Origin of the sequence: Bacillus cereus group sp. BfR-BA-01347 (genome assembly GCF_022663835.1) — a bacterium.
GTDB classification, from domain to species: Bacteria; Bacillota; Bacilli; order Bacillales; family Bacillaceae_G; genus Bacillus_A; species Bacillus_A thuringiensis_K.
Map to the genome: position 1 here is coordinate 168,000 of NZ_JAKUGG010000004.1, position 18,629 is coordinate 186,628.

Below are 18,629 nucleotides of genomic sequence, written 5' to 3' on the forward strand. Positions count from 1 at the left end.
GAGAGTGATTGATAATGCGGCAATACACAAATAGAAATGAGGAATTGAAAATGGAAAATGAAATGAGGATATTCACAAATGACAACAATAAATATAGGGATTGTTGCGCACGTAGACGCTGGCAAGACGAGTTTGACTGAGCGTATTCTTTATGAAACGAATGTGATTAAAGAAATTGGCCGAGTAGATAGTGGTAATACACAAACTGACTCAATGGAATTAGAAAGACAACGCGGAATTACGATTAAAGCATCTGTCGTTTCTTTCTTTATTGATGATGTAAAAGTAAATGTCATTGATACACCTGGACACGCTGATTTTATCGCTGAAGTGGAGCGATCATTCCGCGTTCTAGACGATGCGATTTTAGTTATCTCTGCCGTTGAAGGTGTGCAAGCACAAACAAAAATTTTAATGCGAACATTACAGAAACTAAACATACCGACTATTTTATTCGTTAATAAAATTGATCGTAGTGGCGCAAACACTGAAAAAGTTATGAAACAAATAAAAGAGGTTCTTTCAAATGAAGCATTCCCCTTCTATTCTGTTCTAAACGTAGGAACGAAAGGAGCCCAGATTATTGCATACAAATCATATGACGATTGTATGGAACTGTTAGCGCCATATAATGAATCGTTACTTGCGTCATATGTAAATGATGAAATCGTACCGGACGTATTATTAAGAGAAGAACTCGAAAAACAAATACAGCAAGCAAGTGTGTACCCAATCTTTTTCGGTTCAGCCATGACAGGTATAGGTGTAACTGAACTGCTCGAAAATATTTCAACCTTATTTCCAGCTAATAAGTCGGCAGAAAACGAAACATTATCCGGTGTTGTGTTTAAAATTGAACGTGAACCTTCTGGAGAAAAGATTGCTTATGTAAGAGTTTTTTCTGGTCGTTTACACGTAAGAAAATATGTTGATATACAGCGCGGAGACGTTCTGGGGCATAAAGAAAAGGTTAAGAAAATATGTCTATTTCATAACGGGAATGTTGTTCAAGCTTCTATCGTTCCTAGCGGAGAATTTTGCAAAGTGTGGGGACTGAATGATATTAAAATTGGTGATATTATTGGTGAACGTACGGATTATATAAAAGATATTCACTTTGCCGAACCACAAATGGAAGCTTCCATTGATGCAGTATCAAAAGAAAGAATTCATGATTTATACGCTGCACTTATGGAGCTATGTGAAGAAGATCCACTTATTAAAGTGTGGAAAGATGATGTTCATAATGAACTATATATTCGCCTTTTCGGTGAAGTACAGAAAGAAGTAATTGAAACGACTCTTTTTGAAAAATATAATTTGCAGGTTACTTTTTCAAATACGCGAGTTGTATGTATTGAAAAGCCAATTGGCATTGGGAATTCCGTTGAAGTCATGGGTGAAAAAGCCAATCCATTTTACGCAACAGTCGGATTCAAAGTTGAACGTGGTGAACTTAATTGCGGCATAACATATAAATTAGGTGTTGAGCTCGGCTCACTACCTTTAGCATTCCATAAAGCGATTGAAGATACAGTATTTCAAACGTTAAAGCAAGGTTTATACGGATGGGAAGTTACGGACATTTCTGTCACGTTAACGCATACAGGTTATGCTAGTCCTGTTACAACAGCGAGTGACTTTAGAAACTTAACGCCGCTCGTTTTAATGGATGCTTTAAAGCAAGCTGAAACACATGTATATGAACCAATAAACGAGTTTGAATTAACTGTACCGGAGCACGCAATTAGTACCGCGATGTATAAGCTCGCTGCTATTCCAGCGACTTTTGCAGAACCTATATTCAATAATGATTCCTACCAGTTAACAGGATCATTACCTGTTGCAAAAACAGAGAATTTTAAACGAATGCTACATTCATTTACAGAAGGAGACGGCATATTTACAACGAAGCCAGCTGGTTTCACAAAGCTTATGGCTCCCTTCCCTACTCGAAAACGTGTTGATTATAATCCGCTGAGCCGTAAGGATTATTTACTTCATGTTTTGAAGGCTTATTAAAGTAAAAGAGGTGCAATTCGCACCTCTTTTGCATGTATTAATAGGTTAGTTTGTCCTAACAACTTCTTTAAGTTCTCCTATTATTTTCGCTATAGCCTCAATTGAATTTTCCGTTTCATATCCCCCAACATTTACAGAATGATTTGCATTTTTGACAACTTCAATCTGTAAATTCGTTTTATATAACTGATCAATTTGATCTGCATTGTATTGGTGATCTTTATCCCCAATAACTAAAAACCCTTCGTGTCGACTATGTAAGATAGAATCAAAAATTGTATCAAACGTCAGTAAAGGTGTAAGTAATATCATTTTTGACTGCGCGAATTCGTCTCTCTTCATTAAATCATTTGCAATCGGAATTGTTCCGAGTGATTTCCCTAAAAACATAGTATCGTTATATTGCTTACCTTTTAATACGCCCTTCATTATAGGATTAATATCATCCATCATTACTTTCGTTATTTCTTCCATTGTTTTATTCATTACTTGTTCGTCATAAGAATAATGAATATGTACTACATCTATTTTATTTTCGAGCATAAGCATCGTCGCATAATAAAATAACGGTTTATCGTAATTGTATCCTGAACCGGAGAACATAAAGCAAATCCTACTAGAACCTTTTTCGATATGTGTGTAACGAATTACTTTATCATCTATATGTATTTCTTTTTTAGTCCCCTTCACCCTTTTCCCCTCCGAATACATTTAATTTTGTAAAACGATATGTTCTGTATGAACTGCTATATCCTTTACTTTCTCTTTTATAAATGCAGGCTGTAAATTATATGCCTCTAACTCTTCTACCGGCACCCACTTAAAGAAATACGTTCTACCTTCTTCTTCCAAAATATATTGATCCGCTCCATTTGCAGGTAACTCATGTAGCTCTACTTCATAATAAAAACTAATTTCATGAAACTTTCGCTCAGAAAGTGTAAAGAAATTTTCTACTGACCATATTAATCTTTTCCCTTTCATAGGAACACCTAATTCTTCTGCAAGTTCTCGTTTTAACGTATCTTCACTATTTTCTAGCATTTTCACTCTTCCGCCTGGTACATACCAATAATCTTCCCCTTTGTTTTGAAGAATAAGTATTTTATTATCCTGTTTACAAATTGCTCCAACGCGGTAATTAAAACATGTTTCCTCTACTTTAAACGTAAGATCCATCCGTAATGCCCCTCATATAAATATCGAATTATTACAAAACAATTATGTAATTACTGTACAAATAAGGTTACTAAATTTATTCACTTCATTCAATCATTTTCGAATTTTCTAAACTCTTATTTTTCATCATTACAAGTGTATATACATATGTTACAATCACATTGCACACTAGAAAACATTATGGGGGTACGGATGGAAACGTTATTAATCCAGCAAACTGAGAAATCAAATAAGTTTTGGAAAATCGTTGTGAAAGAAAAGGACTATGTTGTGTTTTACGGAAAAATTGGCACAGCTGGCAGTGTGAAAGCGAAAGAGTTTGAAACAGAAGAAGAATGTATGAAAGAAGCTAATAAACTAGTTGCTTCCAAACGTAAAAAAGGATATACAGACCCGTTGCCTGGGGAAGATTACATAAAAGAAAAAACGATAACCGAAGAAGAATTTTGGGAACTACTTCATCGTGCAAAAACGAAAGGTGAGGACCAAGAAGAACAAATAGAATGGCTTACTTCTCACCTTGCTAAACGTACAGTACATGAAATTGTAGCATTTGATACGCATATGCATCGTCTTTTGAAAGACTCCTATACCTCCCGTTTATGGGCAGCAGCCTATATTATTATGGGTGGCTGTTCAGATGATACTTTCGATTACTTCCGCGGATGGTTATTATATCAAGGAAAAGAGACATACGAAGCTTGTATTGAAGATCCAGAACGATTAATTCCTGTATTAGAAAACTTGAGTGAGTATGACGTCCCAGAGATTGAAGAACTTTCTTTATATTTCGGTTTCACTGTATATGCAGAAAAAACTGGTGACGAAGATGATACTTACTTTACACTTTACCATGTCTTATCTAATGAAGAATTCGACGATGTAGATTTTGAATTTGACTGGAATGAAGACGATGAAGAAGGTTTAAAAAAGATGTTTCCTAAGCTATGGGAGATGTATGGGGAAGAACCGATTGAGTAGTAGATTAATTATTCGTGAAAAAGCGCCTTGTTTCTTTAGTAACAAGGCGCTTTTTTTGATACTATATTTAAATTATTATCTTCCCACTCTCCCACCACTCCATAAAAGTCTTTAAAGAAGGAGCAACCCACGTTCTACTATCATTTTCATGATTCCATACATATATATCATCTCTTTGCACTTTTCCATTCAAAATGGAATAGCCAAACAAATCACCATTTCCGCCATCAGCAAAAAATAATAAACAGTCAAAAGGCATGTATAAATCCTTAAAATCAACTATATTTCTCATACTCATATTTTCAGTTTTAATTTTTGAAGCAGACCATATAAAGTCACCGTATTCACCTTCTATACCATTTGTTTCCTGTAATAATTGATATAAATCATTCGGTAACTCCACATGTATACATTGTTGTATATCAGTAAGTTCCTCCTTCGTAGCCGAATTTTTTAAGCTTAAGTTTGATGAGATACTGTGAATGGTGTCTTTCCACATCACCTTTTCTCCTCCTTATGTGCAATCAAGTATATTCAAAGGACACCGCTAAATTTATTGATACCATCTTTCTAACAATTCCTTCTCCCTCTCCCCTGAAATACCTGCTTTTAATTCCCATTCGTCTGTACTCTTCATCCACTCATACACGTCTGTAACTGTCTCTTCTATTTTTCTAAAAGTAAGTCCTTCTTTAACAGCATTCTCGATACTTATAGAAAATCCACCTTTCCACGGCTTCGTTTCACCTTCTAATGAAAAAGTTTCTGGAAGCCATAAAGGCATCTCTGTCCAAGGCTGCACTTTATGTTCATTCATAAACGATTCCTCTATCCAAACGAATTCAGCATCACTATTCGTAACTTTTTTACACGTATTTAATAGCTCTTCCATCGTCAAATCATAATTCGGACCTGTTACATTGAATGTACCTGCATTTTTGTTTTCTGCCATGTTTAGTCCCCAGTTTGCGACATCTTTTATATCAACTATTTGCACTGGACGATCTTTTCTTCCTGGAACTAACACTTTACCTCCTTTTGCTACACGCTGAATCCAGTATGGAAGTCGATCTGTATAATCAAACATCCCTGAAAGAAGTCCTGCTCTTACGTGTAAAACACACCTCGGCCAATACTTCTCTGCTTCTTTTTCACATAATACTTTCAGCGCACCATAATGCTCATAAGGAGAAACTTCACCATTCTCTACAGCCTTTATTTGCTCTTCCGTTGGTTCAGGTTGTAATATATAGTCTTCTTTTATGTCATGCGGGATCCAATCTTTATATACGGAAAGGCTTGAGATGAATATATAATGTTTTATATTATCTTTTAAGACATCTCCAGTATTCCGAATGTGATGCGGAGAAAACCCACATGTATCCACGACAACATCCCATTTTCGATTTTCTAAACTTGATACATCACCATTTCTGTCACCGATAAGCTGCTCCACTTCAGGAAAAATTTCTTTGTTTGTTCCGCGGTTAAATAATGTAACTTCATGCCCTCTGTTCAAAGCCTCTTCTACAACAGCTCTTCCCAAAAATCGTGTACCACCTAGTATTAAAATTTTCATGGTTCTCCCCCATTCATCATTAAAAATCCTTTCTTTTGTTAAACGATTTTTTGCTCTTAAAAGTTACGGGTGGAATGCAGATTTTCACTATAATCTTAGTTCTATAAAATAAAAAGTAATTATTAGCGCCCATTCTTTACCTTTACACAATCTCCCCATCAATTAACTCAATAATTCTATTACACTTATTCGCTACCTCAATATCATGCGTTACAATAATAATCGTTCGTCCTTCTTCATTCAGTTGTAATAGTAGATCCATAATTTCTTCTCCTGTTTTTCTATCTAAATTCCCTGTCGGTTCATCAGCCAAAATTATTTCTGGTTCGCCTACTAACGCTCTAGCAATTGCGACTCGCTGCTGTTGTCCACCTGAAAGCTCGTCCGGTGTTTTATGCGTATGTTCTTTTAAACCTACTTTTTCTAAATAGAACTTCGCCTTATTTTCTCTTTCTCGTTGCTTTAGCTTTCTATATGTGAGTGGTAGTGCTACATTATCTAGTACAGTATGTTCTTTTAACAATGCAAAATATTGAAAGATAAATCCAATCATTTCATTTCTTGTTTTATGAACTTTATTTGCTCTTATTTCAGTTAATGTTTTTTCATTTAACGTATATTCACCCTCATTTGGCAAATCAATTAACCCTATAACATTTAATAGCGTACTTTTCCCCGATCCTGATCGACCCATTATCGCTATAATTTCGCCCTTATTTATCGTTAAGTTTATACCGTTTAATGCGAACGTATTATGGTTCTTGTTACTATACACCTTCTTAATGTCTTTCAATTCAATTAAACTCATTATTCCATCCCACCTATTAATGTTTTCGGTTCGAGTTTTCTAATAAATAAGAAGACAATTACATTCGAGACAATGATGATCAATAATAAGAAAAGAAATACTAAAAATAATATAGGCATGTCCAATTTAAAGTCTAATGCCGATACTGCTTTAAAATCCTTTGACATTTGCAGCAGCTTCCCATACCTCCATGAAAAGTAAGCTATTGACATTCCTAAGCCAGCTATTGCTACAATAATGTTTTCTAAAACAATTTGAATAAACATTCCAAATTTACTTTCGCCAAAAACTATTTTTATACCAAATTCTCTCTTTCTCATTAAAATAGAAACGATGGTTGTTACTGCCATTCCGACTATCGAGAATAGAATGAATAAGACTCCTACTATAAGTTGAGGTATTTCAGAATAGCTGTTAAGAGTAACATCTATATTTATTTCATCACCTAAATTTTTCAAATGAAACGTACCGCCGTTTCCTTTAAGTTGAATTAATTCTTCTAGTTTCTTTACATCTGCATCTTTTCGTAAATGTAAAACTGTACTTTGATGCAGTCTTAAAAACATTCCTTCATAATTTTCATATCTATTAGATGACATAGGCATTATCATTGCGTAATCCAACTTCAAATAAACGTTCGTTGTATTATTATCTACGATAAATTTATTCTCTGGTAAAAAGCCTATAATTGTATATTGATTATTAATTGTATCCCCAACTTGAAAATATTTCTTAAAGTAAGAACCCATTAATACTTTTGTTTTTTCTTCACTATTTTTGGGAAAATCTTCATGCAAGAAACCCTCTTTAGGTTTTAAATGTAAACCTAATAATTTATAGTAATTTTCATCTACAACAATTGTTTGAACAGTAGGTCTTTCATCGTGAAACGTTTTATGTTTCAAATCAGCAATCATACTGTTTTGAAGTGGTCTATTACTTGATTCTATTTCAATTAAACTCTCCTCGTATGTACCATACGAAATCACGTCTTTATTTTGATGAATTGTATTATAAACCGCTTGAATTTGCTCTTTATTAAATTGATTGCTTTGTAACCTATCTGTCATCCTTTCAAAAGTAACTAAATATGTTTTATCCACATTTAATGCTGAGCTGGATTTATCGTTTAAATGGTGTAAATTATAAAATACATTAATTGAACTCGTTATAGTTGCTAATCCAAATGTAATTTGTATTAGCAGAAGTACCGAAAATAGAAATCTCTTTTTTAATGCTATGAACGCACTTTTTATTCTCATCATTTTTACTCCTTTAATGCTTTAGCAGGTTCACTTTTAAGCACATATACAAATGGTATAACAGAGAGGATAAAAGCTATACTAAGTGAAAGAAATACACACATTACAATATGAGTAGGCTGTAAACTAATGCTATAGCTTGTAGACTCTATAATACTTTCACTCAAAGTGCTAAAAATCCATTGTATGCATATCGCACAGGCTGATGCGGTAATTGCACATAAAAATAATTGACTAAATATAAAAATAAAAAGATTTACATTAATTGCTCCCAAAGATTTCCTTAGCGAAAGACTTTTTTTCTTCGTATAAATCCAATAATAACTTACTACTATACTGGTAATTAAAGCTATACAAAAAAGCCTAAATGGAAAACTTAATAACTCTTTCACAGCTTTACTTGAGTTTTTTTCTTTCTCAAAATTCTCTTTTTCACTTATCACTTTGGCATTTATATCTTTATTGTTCTGGTTTATATGCTGTATGAAAGTGTTTATTTCCTTTATAGGGTTTTCGTTAGAACGAACGATCATTTGGAATGTATTTTCATTTTGGATCATTTTTTTCACTTCATCTGGCATATCATTTAAAGCGACGTAAATTTTAATATTATACTCATATCCAGTATTTGCTCCAGCTACACCTTTAACTGTATATTCCTTATTAAATAGTTTTATTGTTTCCGTATCCTTATAAATTTTCTTCCCGACTATTACACTATTTTCTTCATTTTGTTCCATCTGAGAACCTTTTAGCAAAGGTGGAGACCAATTTTTATTAAGGAGACCATTCATTGTTGCTCGGCCGATACCCGGAATAGTAATACGAATATCATTTGTAATAACACTAGCATTTTTAAAATCAGTCTCTACTAACATCTGGAATTGTTTAAAATTTAATTCGCCTATATTAGTAAGTTGAACGGAATAGTAATAATTAAAATAACCATTCTTTCTATCATAAAATTTCTCATCATAATAATCTTTCGTCGACATTGCTATAAGTATCGGCCATATTGTCAATACAAACGCAATAAATAACATAATGAATATTGCTTTGTTTACCACTATTTCTTTTAATACTAGATTCATATATCCTCCTCATTTTAAAAACCGCGAAAAAGGTATTTATCCTTTTTCACGGTTTTTGTTGATTGTTATCTAATTACCATTTCCTTAGAGGTGTAGGCACTATCCCCTTTCATTACCCATTCATGACCCGAATAACCAGTAGTAATTGGCCCTCTGGATGAAACTTTAACGTTCACACGATCTGTAATTTTAGCATTATTCTTTTCTGCCTCTTTAGAAGACCCATCATCAAAGCTAGCCCTTACAGTCATCTTGTAAAAATGAGGTTCATTTGTTTGCGCAGTGTAGGCGTGTCCTGTAGCCTTTCCTCCGCTCCCTTCCCATTTCCCATAAGAATCCCAACTAATCGAAGCAAATGAAACGGAAGAAACCATACCTAATAAACAAGCAGTTAGCCCTGTAGTAGCTAAAGTTTTTTGAAGTAAGTTTTTCATATAAACTCAATCTCCCTTGTTTAAAATATTCACTTAAATATTTAAGTATTTTCAGGCCTTGTCCTCATTATACATAAAAAAAATAATCTCATATTAAAAAATCCTAATTTTTACATTTTCCACACAACCCTTACATTGCTCTGAACTTTCCGTCATAAAAGAAAAAGATGGTATGAAACTCCCATTCACACCATCTTTTTGCTTCCGTTATTTATTTGATCCTGTATAAGGAAGAATGTATTTCACAATCAATTCCCATCTATCCCGTGCATTCGGCATAACTTCAGAAGCAATTACTACAACCAAATCCTTCTCTGGAATACAACAAATCATATTCCCACCATCACCCATTGCACAATACGAATAGACACCCTCTTCTTCTCGTAACCACCATAAGTAACCATATTGATTTGAATTCATCGCTATTGATTCTTTTATCCATGATTTTGATAGTATTTGTTTTCCATTATGAATACCTTCATTCAAATACATCTGTCCAAACTTAGCCATATCCCTAACCGTTAACGTTAGTCCCCAGCCGCCCGCCGAAATACCATTTGGATCGTGAACCCATCCTTTCACATCTTTTCCGAATAAGTCATCAAATCCAAATGCTTTCATATTATAGTTTGGAATTTCTCTCATGCCGAGTGGCTGAAATAAGTATTCATTCGCAAATTCACGCGCATTTTTTCCTATTGCGTTCGTTATGATCGCTGATAGTATATGAGCTCCTGCAGATGAATATTTAAAAGATCCAATTTCTCCGCCGTTTCCTATCCTATTTAACGTATATTGTATCCAATCTTGTTGTGTACATAGTTCTTCTAACGGTTCCTGCCAGTCTACGAATGGATGTGGAGCTGTCATCGTTAGAAGATGGCTTACTGTTACTTCAGATGAATTAACGTTATATTCCGGGAAAAATTCTATTACTCTTTGATCAACGCTTTTTATATAGCCCTTATCTATACATATCCCAATTAGCGCAGAGATTATCGTTTTTGTGACTGACGCTATGTGAAATGCATCATCTGGACCGTAACCGTTATAATATTTTTCAAAAATAACATTACCTTTCTGCATTACTAACATACCATTCATATTTTCATATTCTTCTTTTATAATCTGATCTAACTTTTCAGCAGTTTTCATTATTCTTTCCCCTTTAACCTGTAATTAAAAAGGTTCGATAGGTACATATATATCAACTATATGTTTATGCTTTGGATGCTGCTTTGGGTCATTTCTATATACTTCAAAAGGATACGAGTCTCTCGGTTTATATCCGCTATTTGGCAGCCACTCACCATATATAAAGTTCCACGCTCCCTTATATTCATCTTGGAATATTTCAAAATGTCCTACTGCATACTTGCCTGAAGGTATTATCATTATTCCAATATCACTCGTTTCTACTGCGGACGCATCCGGAATTGTTATACATAAACTTGTTCTTAAATGATAGTCCTCAGTAAATTCATGATGATCGTGGTAAATGGTTAATACTTTCGTATCCTCAAATACATGATATTTTTTCTTCGCCGCGTAACGAAATAATTTTTCTATCATTTCTGGAAAAGCTATAGCTAACTCTTCATATGTACCTGTATGTCTTATGTATGCGACGTTTATATTATCCGCTGTTACAATTTCAACATTTCCTCGAACCTTCTTACATTCATTGTATTGAGGAATTCCCCTTACGTCTTTGCAATTCTTGCTATTATCGTTTCGATATTGAGATGGACTTATTCCGTAATGACTTTTAAATGTGCGGGAGAAAACTGCTGAATCTGTAAACCCGAAGTGATACGCAATATGTGTAATCGTCATATCTGTGCGATATGTAAGTAGATTTGTTGCCCTTTCTAACTTCAATCGGTTTACATACCGTGATAATGGCTCGTCTACTATCCCCTTGAAAATCCGATGAAAATGAAACTTTGAAAATCCTGCTACATCCGCTAGCTCTTCAATGGATAGTGAACTGTCTATGTTTGATTCTATATAATCTTGAACCTTATGTATGCGTCTTACATACTCATTTCTACTCTGTTTATTCTCCATACTCTTTATCTCCTCACAACAAAAAGAACCATCCCAGAATACTTTTAGGACGGCTTTCTATTCGTAATAGATTCTTCCATATTCTATTGTTAAATCGATATAATTTCACTATATTTTTTAAATTGATGGTAATGTGGCGGTCTCCCGATTTAATTGAAAGAAACAACTATTTTTTTATAGCCCTACGCAAATTAGTAATATTATTGGGATTTAGCTCCCATTGTCTCATAAGTTCTCTTTGTCTTGTTTTTAAGTCTTCAAATGGTTCTTCCACTATGTCGATTTTATTAAATTTCCCTTCGAAAACTAAAGCATTTTTTATCTTTTTATATCCACCAAAACCTAAGTCATCATTTAGTAACCAGACTACTCTCTGTATTTTTGCGAATAAAATACCACCTGTACACATTGGACACGGTTCCAACGTGCTATAAATAGTAAACTTCTCATTTTTTATTTTTGCATCAAACATTGCTTCCCCTGCATTGCGAATAGCGTCTATCTCTGCGTGAGCTGTTATGTCTTTTTGTGGATGCACTCTATTTCTTCCTCTTGCAATGACATTATTATTTCCATCAACAATAACTGCTCCTACTGGATATGTGTTTTCTTTTAATGCCTTTTCTGCTTCTTCCAATGCCATCTCCAAAAAATATCTATCTCTTTCAAAATGCATATAAATCCCCTTCTTTTGATGAAATTATTTTACAGAAATTGCTTTTGACATCCCACTCACTTCTATCAAATTAACAAAACAAAAAAGGATATCATTATGTCTGCAACAACGGGGCAAGAATGGTGTTTTAATATAAACTTAATTGAATAGAATTTGTGATAAAATCCCATCTTCATTAAGCTAAGAAAAACAAATACTCTAAAACGAGAAATTTTGAGGTATCATAAAAATTTTCAAATTTTTAATTCTTGTTTTGACGTTTCTTTTGTATGCTCCCTATAACTCCAAATACAATCGCTACTGCTAAACATACGATTGAGAAAGTTTGTAATACGTTTGTCGAAAAATAGCCTACCCCTAACACTACTGCTAAAACGATTCCTGCTACTAACATTCTCCGTTGCTGCATATCCATGCAATCATTCCCCTTTTATTTACACATTTTTCAAAAACAAAACTCTACTAGCACCGTTCCCATCATAATTTGTATGTACCGATACACCCTCTACCTCATCATCCCCGGCCTCAATTCGAAAACCGATTTCTTGATGAAACTGTATCGACTTTTTGTTAATTGGTGACGTAATTGCTTTTACAACTTTACGGTTATTTGCACGTGCGACATCAAAGAAATACGAATACAATGTCGATGCAATTCCTCTTCTTCTATACTTCGGATTGACACCGATAAAATGAACGTACGCTTCCTCTTTATGCGTTTGTGAGAAGAATCCGCATAAGAAACCTAACGTTTCTCCCTCTTCTTCAATAATAAAACTCGTTTCTTGAAAGTGAATAAAGAACAATTTTGGCAACATGGCAGCCATGTCTCTCCCGCCCCACCAATCATTTAAAACAGAATGAATCTTTACATAATCTTCCCCTTGGATGTTTCTTACTCGCATATGTTTCTCCCTCTCACTCACTTCATTTTTTCATAAATTTTAATGACTGTTTCTACTAATAGGATGAATGCCCATATTATGTATAAATGGACCGGTTGAAAAAGCCATTAAAATTGATCCTATTAAATAAATCACACTCATTATTTTTAATATTTTTATAGAAAGATACGAAGTTTGTTCTTGCTCCACTTGTGATAATTCGATTTCTCCGTTCTCAATTCCTTTTTGTAAACAGTCTTCACATAGAAATTATTCCTTAATTTTTTTACCACCGTGCATCGTACCTGTTCTTTCTTTACATCTTGAGCATTTTCGATTTATCATGTTGTTACCACTCCAATCTATTAAGATTATACTTATACAATTCTATTTTTACCTTAATATCCCTTTTATGTATTTTATAGAGAAAGGTCGTGTTTTATGATTTCAAAACTCACGTTTGGCTCGAAAAAACGTACCGTTCATTATGTATTAAGACCTAGTTGTTATGCGATTATTTTCCATTCATCTTCTTCAAAGATTGCTGTTATCCAAAAAGGAGACCGTTACTTTTTACCTGGTGGCGGTATGGAAGGTAATGAAACAAAAGAAGAATGTTTGCACCGTGAACTACTAGAGGAATTAGGATGGGCAATTAAAATTGATCAGTATGTCGGTAATGCGGCTCGATATTTTTATGCAGAAAAGGAAGATATATATTATTTAAACGATGGATTTTTTTATATTGCGAATATGGTGCAGAAACAAACTGAAAACTGTGAGGAGGATCATGTTCTAAGGTGGATGTCTCCATTGCATGCTATAAAGCTTCTCATACACGATCATCAAAAATGGGCCGTTGAACACGCGCTTTTATTACGAAATAAAAAATGATCTCCTTCTATATGAAAGAGATCATTTTTACTGTTAACTTACTTTTTTCAAATTGAGAGCAGGCTTTTTCATTCCGCCTTTTTTTACAACATATAAACCGATAAAGATAATAAGCCCGCCAACGAGTTGCATCATATTAACTTGCTCCCCAATTGTCACTGCCGCAAAGATAACTGCGAATAAAGGTACAAGATACATATAAACCATTACTTTTGTTGAGCCTATTTGACTAATACCGACATACCATATTGCTAGTCCGAAGATGGTCGCGAAGATGATTGAATATGCTAGTGATCCCCAGCTTGGCGTATCTACTGGCCATGTTAATGAATTTACGTTGAATAAACAGTATATAACTAGCGGTACAATTCCAATTAAAGTAGACCATGATGTGACTCTCATTGCGGAGTATTTTGTGATAAGAGGTTGCGCTAATATTGGATACCATCCCCACGCAATTGCTGCGACTAATCCAATTACATTTCCGAGCCACGCATACTCATAAGTAGCTCCTCCTGTATGTCCTGTTAATAAAACGAATGCTGCACCAATAAACGCTACTATTGAACCAATTTGTACTTTCATCGAAAAACGTTCTTGTTTGTGTAATACTGCTAATATCCCTGTAAAAATAGGTGACATCGCAATTAATAATGAGGCGTTCGTTGCTGAAGTATATTTCACAGATAGCGTAAACATCGTTTGATACATTGCCGTACCAACGATGCCGACTGCTACTAATCGTAACCAATCTTTTCTTTCAATACGTAATGAACGTTCCATCATAAACGTAATAAGTAATAATACCGGAGATGCTACTAAAAATCGTAAACTATTAAATTGAATGGATGACATAAATGCCACGCCATACTTTCCAATTGTATAATTTGCTCCCCATACTAATGCAACTGATACTAGGAGCCATTCCATTTGCCATCGTTTCATCCGAATCTCCCCTTCCATATTTAGCATAGTAAAATTGGCTGGATATAACACCGTCCAATTGGCTGTTTTTTTACCCAGCCAATTTGTTATACTGAATATATATAAGAGATTCGGAGGCGTTTGTATGGAATGGAAGCTAGATAACGACAGTAAAATCCCCATTTATCAGCAAGTTGTTGACTTTATTGAAAAACGTATTACATATGGAGAACTTCCTCCAGGTAGCTTCCTCCCTTCCGAACGGAAATTAGCTACACAGTTAAATGTAAACCGAAGTACAGTAACGACTGCTTATAATGAACTACGTGCAATGGGAATTGTAGAAAGTACGACTGGTAAAGGTACACGTGTAAGTACACATATGTGGGGCGTTTCTCCAACATTAACGCCGAACTGGAGAAATTTCGTAGAAGGTGGTACGTTTTTACCAAACTTACCGTTACTTCGCCATATTCGGGCAGAAATACAACAAAATGAAAATATTATAGATTTCGCGAACGGAGAACTCGGTTGTAATCTTTATCCTCACGATCAACTACAAACGATTTTACGAGAACAACCGTTAACGCATTCATTAAGTTATGATCATCCGCAAGGCTATCTCCCGTTAAGACAAGCGGTCGTAAAATATATGAAAGAAGATTTAAAAGTTGAGGCGACTGAACAATCCATTATGATTACTTCTGGCGCACAGCAAGCACTTCACCTTATCGTACAATGCTTATTAAATCCCGGTGATGCAGTCGCTTTTGAAAGTCCTTCACACTGTTATTCCTTACCGTTATTCCAATCAGCAGGTATTCGTATTTTCCCGTTACCTGTCGATGAACACGGTATTAATCCAGACGATGTGCAAGAATTATATAGAAAGCATCGTATTAAAATGATCTTTTTAAATCCAAACTTCCAAAATCCTACAGGCACAATGCTGCATCCAAACCGTAGAAAAAAATTATTATCACTTTGTGCAGACTTACGAATTGCGATTGTGGAAGATGATCCGTCTAGTTTGCTGACACTAGAAAAGAAACAACCTTGTCCTACTTTAAAATCAATAGATGAAAATGGGACAGTCATTTATGTACATTCCTTATCTAAAATGATTGCACCAGGTTTACGAGTCGGCTGGCTTGTCGCCCCGCAGTCTGTAGTAGAAAGGTTATCCGACGCAAGACACCAAATGGAATTAGGTATGAGTATTTTCCCGCAGTGGCTTATGCAGCAATTTTTCGAAACTGTGCCATTTCACTCTCATATCGTACCGTTACGAAAACAACTCGCAGAAAAAAGAGACGTTATCGTTCGCGCCTTAAATGAGCAACTTCACGATAAAATCTCTTTTTCAAACCCAACCGGCGGTATATACATATGGGGAAAATTAAAAGAACCGATAAACGAAAAACAACTTATTATGCAAAGTTTAAAACAAGAAATCGCCTTTATGCCCGGTAGTATTTTCGGTGCGAAAGATGGTTATATACGTTTATCTTATGGAAAAGTGAATATTGATCAAATTGAGGAAGGTATTTCTCGTTTGCGTGAGGCTATTTTGGTTTGTGAAAAGTAACTTTAGATACAAACCCTCGTTTGACAAAACCTAAATCTACCATTATTATCAACACGAACCTAGTTACCCCGCATTAACGGGCAATAAAACTCCCAGCTCAAAATTTAGCTGTAACAAAGAAGTTAGGTGGGAGATTAACTGCCCGTAAATGCCCGATTGGTTCAACTAATAATCAGTGAAGGGTGAATCCCCCCACTGATTAAAGTTTCACTTTATAGGAGTGGTAAAAATGAAAATTTACGTTGATGCAGATGCTTGCCCTGTAAAAGATGTAATTATTTATGAGGCTACGAATGCAGAAATCCCTGTAACCCTCGTTACTAGCTTTTCTCATTATTCTAATGCAGAGCAGCCAAAAGGTGTCGAAACAATTTATGTTGATTCTGGAGCAGATGCTGCAGATTACCGAATTATGCAGTTAGCAAAAAAAGAAGATTTAATCGTAACACAAGATTACGGTCTTGCTTCGCTGGCTTTAGCAAAAGGCTGTATCGTTCTTCATCATAAAGGGTACAAGTATACGAATGATAACATTGAACAATTGTTACAAACACGATATTTAAGTGCAATGGTTCGAAAAAGTGGTAAACGTACAAAGGGACCGAAACCATTTACAGCAGAAGATAAAGAGAAATTTAGAGTGCTCTTTAAAAGTATGATTGCACTTCAGAAATAAACCTTCTATTTGTAGAGGAAGAAAAGAAGAGAATATCCAAATGAACATTCTCTTCTTGGGGTTTACCCGTTTAAAATGAAGGTAAATTATCTAAATTATTTTCTTTTATTCCATCCGGTTCACTACGTATAATATCTCTACCATACTTATGAAATACGTCCACATGAGCTAACTTCCCTGATTTTGCTTCACTAAGAGCAGTCGTATAATCTAACTCTCTCCCGCTACTTGTTTTAAAAGCAATCAAATCACCTTCATCATTTTTACGAACAGCAACAATTTGTTCTGCTCCTGAAGTAACTTCCTGAGCTATTTCAAATTGAGCTTGCTCTTCCCCTTGATGTAAATAATCATTATATACTTTTTCAAAGTCTTTTTTGTCCATTAAACTCACCTCCAACACATTTTATTAGTATGGTTGGGAGGTGTTGGTTTTATGTACCTTTCTATTAACTAAACAAGACTTTACTGCTTAATTTAAACTAAATTTAAGTGTTAATATTTTCCTGGGAACTTTATAATTTATTATATAGAGACGAAATATAATAGGGAGAGTGATTCAGGTGAATATAAATATTAATCGTTTAACTAATATTTGTTTAGAGTTTCAGCAATCTAGATTTTATGTTACTAGAATTCCTAAAGATTTCTTATCAATTGCCCAAAAACGTTTTTCTATACCAACAGAAGATCAAATCATCGCTTTTTTAAGTTGTAATTTATTTGGATCAGGCAAGTATGGTGTTTACTTTACAAGTTCGGGTTTATACTGGAAAAATTGGTTATTAGGTAAAGGAAATTTGAAATGGGAACAATTAAATAAAGTGCAACAAATTGAAATTGATAAAGATGGTTTCTTATCTTTTGATGCACAAAAAAGCTTCAATATTAACGGGAGTGATTATCCCCCACTGTTATTTAAAGAATTACTTATAGCCCTTACGAATTCATTCCAAAATTCAAAACAACATGATATACATCCAGTTATAAAAATTAATGAAATAAAATCAATTTGCTCTTTATTTGAAACGCACAATGAATTATTAGAACCTGATAATGGATTATTTGTAGACACTCATATTTCAGACAAAAAGTTAAAAGCAATTGAGGCACGATTTATCGTTCCAAAAGAAGAACAGATTATCGCTTTTTTAGATACATCTGTTCTTGGGAATATGGGGAAAGGATCTGATGGCGTATTAATTTGTCAATCAGGTATATATTTTAGAGAAACTTTTGTACACTTGTATTTCCCTTGGCATGTCTTTAAAGACATCCCTATTACTTTGGCTTCAGATGACTTGGAAATTGGGAAAGGAAATATATTTCACCTTCTACATGCTAGAATGACTAGTCAAGATATTTTATTGTTCATCAAGAATTTAAAACAGTATGTGAATAGTTTATATGAAGAAAATCCACAATTACATATTTAATACATTTGTTATTACATATAAGCTCGTGTATAGTTAAGTCTAAAATTTCAATTTCAATTACAAAAACGATCATTTTTGTAGGGAACCCACAGAAATGATCGTTTAAAAAATCTTATTCTTTATTT

The 18,629-nt window shown here is 34.3% G+C and carries 21 protein-coding genes and 1 pseudogene; 6 read left to right on the forward strand and 16 right to left on the reverse strand.

Annotated elements, in window-relative coordinates:
• Window positions 1-78: 78 nt before the first annotated feature.
• A complete protein-coding gene (locus tag MR143_RS09020; RefSeq protein WP_242280709.1) occupies window positions 79-2,022 on the forward strand; it encodes a GTP-binding protein in 1,944 nt (647 codons plus the stop codon).
• Between the two features lie 45 nt (window positions 2,023-2,067).
• Here the strand turns inward: MR143_RS09020 and MR143_RS09025 are convergent, their stop codons facing one another.
• Window positions 2,068-2,733, reverse strand: a complete 666-nt coding sequence (locus MR143_RS09025; protein WP_192797064.1) for an alpha/beta hydrolase — start codon at window positions 2,731-2,733, stop codon at window positions 2,068-2,070.
• A complete protein-coding gene (locus MR143_RS09030) occupies window positions 2,734-3,201 on the reverse strand; it encodes an NUDIX hydrolase (protein ID WP_000366247.1) in 468 nt (155 codons plus the stop codon).
• Between the two features lie 192 nt (window positions 3,202-3,393).
• Between MR143_RS09030 and MR143_RS09035 the strand changes: the two genes are divergently transcribed.
• Window positions 3,394-4,182 carry a DUF4240 domain-containing protein gene (locus tag MR143_RS09035; protein ID WP_000449118.1) on the forward strand — a complete coding sequence of 263 codons (789 nt, stop codon included), beginning with the start codon at window positions 3,394-3,396 and terminating at the stop codon, window positions 4,180-4,182.
• A 67-nt stretch (window positions 4,183-4,249) separates the two neighbouring features.
• On the opposite strand, the gene MR143_RS09040 is transcribed toward MR143_RS09035, so the two are convergent.
• The 12 genes and pseudogenes from MR143_RS09040 to MR143_RS09095 form a co-directional block, all read right to left on the reverse strand.
• Entirely contained in the window at window positions 4,250-4,681 is a 432-nt protein-coding gene (locus tag MR143_RS09040; protein WP_000265344.1) for an SMI1/KNR4 family protein, read from the reverse strand.
• A 54-nt stretch (window positions 4,682-4,735) separates the two neighbouring features.
• Window positions 4,736-5,761: an SDR family oxidoreductase gene (locus MR143_RS09045; protein WP_199717596.1), complete on the reverse strand. Its 1,026-nt coding sequence runs from the start codon at window positions 5,759-5,761 to the stop codon at window positions 4,736-4,738.
• A 142-nt stretch (window positions 5,762-5,903) separates the two neighbouring features.
• On the reverse strand, window positions 5,904-6,569 hold the full coding sequence (locus MR143_RS09050; RefSeq protein ID WP_098096397.1) for an ABC transporter ATP-binding protein: 666 nt from the start codon (window positions 6,567-6,569) through the stop codon (window positions 5,904-5,906).
• Window positions 6,569-7,834 carry an ABC transporter permease gene (locus tag MR143_RS09055; RefSeq protein WP_242280710.1) on the reverse strand — a complete coding sequence of 422 codons (1,266 nt, stop codon included), beginning with the start codon at window positions 7,832-7,834 and terminating at the stop codon, window positions 6,569-6,571. The genes MR143_RS09050 and MR143_RS09055 overlap by 1 nt, the downstream gene beginning before the upstream one ends.
• A gap of 2 nt (window positions 7,835-7,836) precedes the next feature.
• Window positions 7,837-8,922, reverse strand: coding sequence for an FtsX-like permease family protein (locus tag MR143_RS09060; protein ID WP_242280711.1), 1,086 nt, complete (start codon window positions 8,920-8,922; stop codon window positions 7,837-7,839).
• Window positions 8,923-8,987: 65 nt separating this feature from the next.
• Window positions 8,988-9,356, reverse strand: coding sequence for a hypothetical protein (locus MR143_RS09065; RefSeq protein ID WP_016091180.1), 369 nt, complete (start codon window positions 9,354-9,356; stop codon window positions 8,988-8,990).
• Between the two features lie 207 nt (window positions 9,357-9,563).
• Window positions 9,564-10,511, reverse strand: a complete 948-nt coding sequence (locus tag MR143_RS09070; protein ID WP_199717597.1) for a serine hydrolase domain-containing protein — start codon at window positions 10,509-10,511, stop codon at window positions 9,564-9,566.
• Window positions 10,512-10,535: 24 nt separating this feature from the next.
• A complete protein-coding gene (locus MR143_RS09075) occupies window positions 10,536-11,426 on the reverse strand; it encodes an AraC family transcriptional regulator (protein WP_199717598.1) in 891 nt (296 codons plus the stop codon).
• A gap of 166 nt (window positions 11,427-11,592) precedes the next feature.
• Complete coding sequence (locus MR143_RS09080; RefSeq protein WP_000545360.1) at window positions 11,593-12,102, reverse strand: nucleoside deaminase; 510 nt, start codon at window positions 12,100-12,102, stop codon at window positions 11,593-11,595.
• 241 nt (window positions 12,103-12,343) lie between these two features.
• Window positions 12,344-12,517, reverse strand: coding sequence for a hypothetical protein (locus tag MR143_RS09085; RefSeq protein WP_000367555.1), 174 nt, complete (start codon window positions 12,515-12,517; stop codon window positions 12,344-12,346).
• A 19-nt stretch (window positions 12,518-12,536) separates the two neighbouring features.
• Window positions 12,537-13,007, reverse strand: coding sequence for a GNAT family N-acetyltransferase (locus MR143_RS09090; RefSeq protein WP_001266039.1), 471 nt, complete (start codon window positions 13,005-13,007; stop codon window positions 12,537-12,539).
• Between the two features lie 17 nt (window positions 13,008-13,024).
• Window positions 13,025-13,331: pseudogene (locus tag MR143_RS09095) on the reverse strand (DUF3980 domain-containing protein).
• Window positions 13,332-13,427: 96 nt separating this feature from the next.
• Between MR143_RS09095 and MR143_RS09100 the strand changes: the two are divergent.
• Window positions 13,428-13,880 carry an NUDIX hydrolase gene (locus MR143_RS09100; RefSeq protein WP_000624002.1) on the forward strand — a complete coding sequence of 151 codons (453 nt, stop codon included), beginning with the start codon at window positions 13,428-13,430 and terminating at the stop codon, window positions 13,878-13,880.
• 33 nt (window positions 13,881-13,913) lie between these two features.
• Here the strand turns inward: MR143_RS09100 and MR143_RS09105 are convergent, their stop codons facing one another.
• Window positions 13,914-14,825, reverse strand: coding sequence for a DMT family transporter (locus MR143_RS09105; protein WP_000832954.1), 912 nt, complete (start codon window positions 14,823-14,825; stop codon window positions 13,914-13,916).
• Window positions 14,826-14,949: 124 nt separating this feature from the next.
• Here MR143_RS09105 and pdxR point away from each other — a divergent pair, with 124 nt between their 5' ends.
• Window positions 14,950-16,392, forward strand: a complete 1,443-nt coding sequence (pdxR, locus tag MR143_RS09110) for a MocR-like pyridoxine biosynthesis transcription factor PdxR (protein WP_000454886.1) — start codon at window positions 14,950-14,952, stop codon at window positions 16,390-16,392.
• Between the two features lie 229 nt (window positions 16,393-16,621).
• Window positions 16,622-17,068: a YaiI/YqxD family protein gene (locus MR143_RS09115; RefSeq protein WP_000708785.1), complete on the forward strand. Its 447-nt coding sequence runs from the start codon at window positions 16,622-16,624 to the stop codon at window positions 17,066-17,068.
• Window positions 17,069-17,138: 70 nt separating this feature from the next.
• On the opposite strand, the gene MR143_RS09120 is transcribed toward MR143_RS09115, so the two are convergent.
• The gene (locus MR143_RS09120; protein ID WP_000358164.1) at window positions 17,139-17,453 is read right to left on the reverse strand and encodes a DUF3892 domain-containing protein; all 315 of its coding nucleotides are present in this window, start codon (window positions 17,451-17,453) and stop codon (window positions 17,139-17,141) included.
• Between the two features lie 178 nt (window positions 17,454-17,631).
• On the opposite strand from MR143_RS09120, the gene MR143_RS09125 reads away from it, so the two are divergent.
• The gene (locus tag MR143_RS09125; RefSeq protein ID WP_001024542.1) at window positions 17,632-18,504 is read left to right on the forward strand and encodes a hypothetical protein; all 873 of its coding nucleotides are present in this window, start codon (window positions 17,632-17,634) and stop codon (window positions 18,502-18,504) included.
• Window positions 18,505-18,629 lie beyond the last annotated feature (125 nt).

What these genes read in the sequence shown, in the direction of transcription:
- MR143_RS09085 (WP_000367555.1), bottom strand. Translation starts at nt 12,517, where the DNA reads ATGGATATGCAGCAACGGAGAATGTTAGTAGCAGGAATCGTTTTAGCA.
- MR143_RS09105 (WP_000832954.1), bottom strand. Translation starts at nt 14,825, where the DNA reads ATGAAACGATGGCAAATGGAATGGCTCCTAGTATCAGTTGCATTAGTA.
- MR143_RS09050 (WP_098096397.1), bottom strand. Translation starts at nt 6,569, where the DNA reads ATGAGTTTAATTGAATTGAAAGACATTAAGAAGGTGTATAGTAACAAG.
- MR143_RS09080 (WP_000545360.1), bottom strand. Translation starts at nt 12,102, where the DNA reads ATGCATTTTGAAAGAGATAGATATTTTTTGGAGATGGCATTGGAAGAA.
- MR143_RS09120 (WP_000358164.1), bottom strand. Translation starts at nt 17,453, where the DNA reads ATGGACAAAAAAGACTTTGAAAAAGTATATAATGATTATTTACATCAA.
- MR143_RS09055 (WP_242280710.1), bottom strand. Translation starts at nt 7,834, where the DNA reads ATGATGAGAATAAAAAGTGCGTTCATAGCATTAAAAAAGAGATTTCTA.
- MR143_RS09030 (WP_000366247.1), bottom strand. Translation starts at nt 3,201, where the DNA reads ATGGATCTTACGTTTAAAGTAGAGGAAACATGTTTTAATTACCGCGTT.
- MR143_RS09035 (WP_000449118.1), top strand. Translation starts at nt 3,394, where the DNA reads ATGGAAACGTTATTAATCCAGCAAACTGAGAAATCAAATAAGTTTTGG.
- MR143_RS09020 (WP_242280709.1), top strand. Translation starts at nt 79, where the DNA reads ATGACAACAATAAATATAGGGATTGTTGCGCACGTAGACGCTGGCAAG.
- MR143_RS09060 (WP_242280711.1), bottom strand. Translation starts at nt 8,922, where the DNA reads ATGAATCTAGTATTAAAAGAAATAGTGGTAAACAAAGCAATATTCATT.
- MR143_RS09070 (WP_199717597.1), bottom strand. Translation starts at nt 10,511, where the DNA reads ATGAAAACTGCTGAAAAGTTAGATCAGATTATAAAAGAAGAATATGAA.
- MR143_RS09045 (WP_199717596.1), bottom strand. Translation starts at nt 5,761, where the DNA reads ATGAAAATTTTAATACTAGGTGGTACACGATTTTTGGGAAGAGCTGTT.
- MR143_RS09115 (WP_000708785.1), top strand. Translation starts at nt 16,622, where the DNA reads ATGAAAATTTACGTTGATGCAGATGCTTGCCCTGTAAAAGATGTAATT.
- MR143_RS09040 (WP_000265344.1), bottom strand. Translation starts at nt 4,681, where the DNA reads ATGTGGAAAGACACCATTCACAGTATCTCATCAAACTTAAGCTTAAAA.
- pdxR (WP_000454886.1), top strand. Translation starts at nt 14,950, where the DNA reads ATGGAATGGAAGCTAGATAACGACAGTAAAATCCCCATTTATCAGCAA.
- MR143_RS09100 (WP_000624002.1), top strand. Translation starts at nt 13,428, where the DNA reads ATGATTTCAAAACTCACGTTTGGCTCGAAAAAACGTACCGTTCATTAT.
- MR143_RS09090 (WP_001266039.1), bottom strand. Translation starts at nt 13,007, where the DNA reads ATGCGAGTAAGAAACATCCAAGGGGAAGATTATGTAAAGATTCATTCT.
- MR143_RS09065 (WP_016091180.1), bottom strand. Translation starts at nt 9,356, where the DNA reads ATGAAAAACTTACTTCAAAAAACTTTAGCTACTACAGGGCTAACTGCT.
- MR143_RS09075 (WP_199717598.1), bottom strand. Translation starts at nt 11,426, where the DNA reads ATGGAGAATAAACAGAGTAGAAATGAGTATGTAAGACGCATACATAAG.
- MR143_RS09025 (WP_192797064.1), bottom strand. Translation starts at nt 2,733, where the DNA reads ATGTATTCGGAGGGGAAAAGGGTGAAGGGGACTAAAAAAGAAATACAT.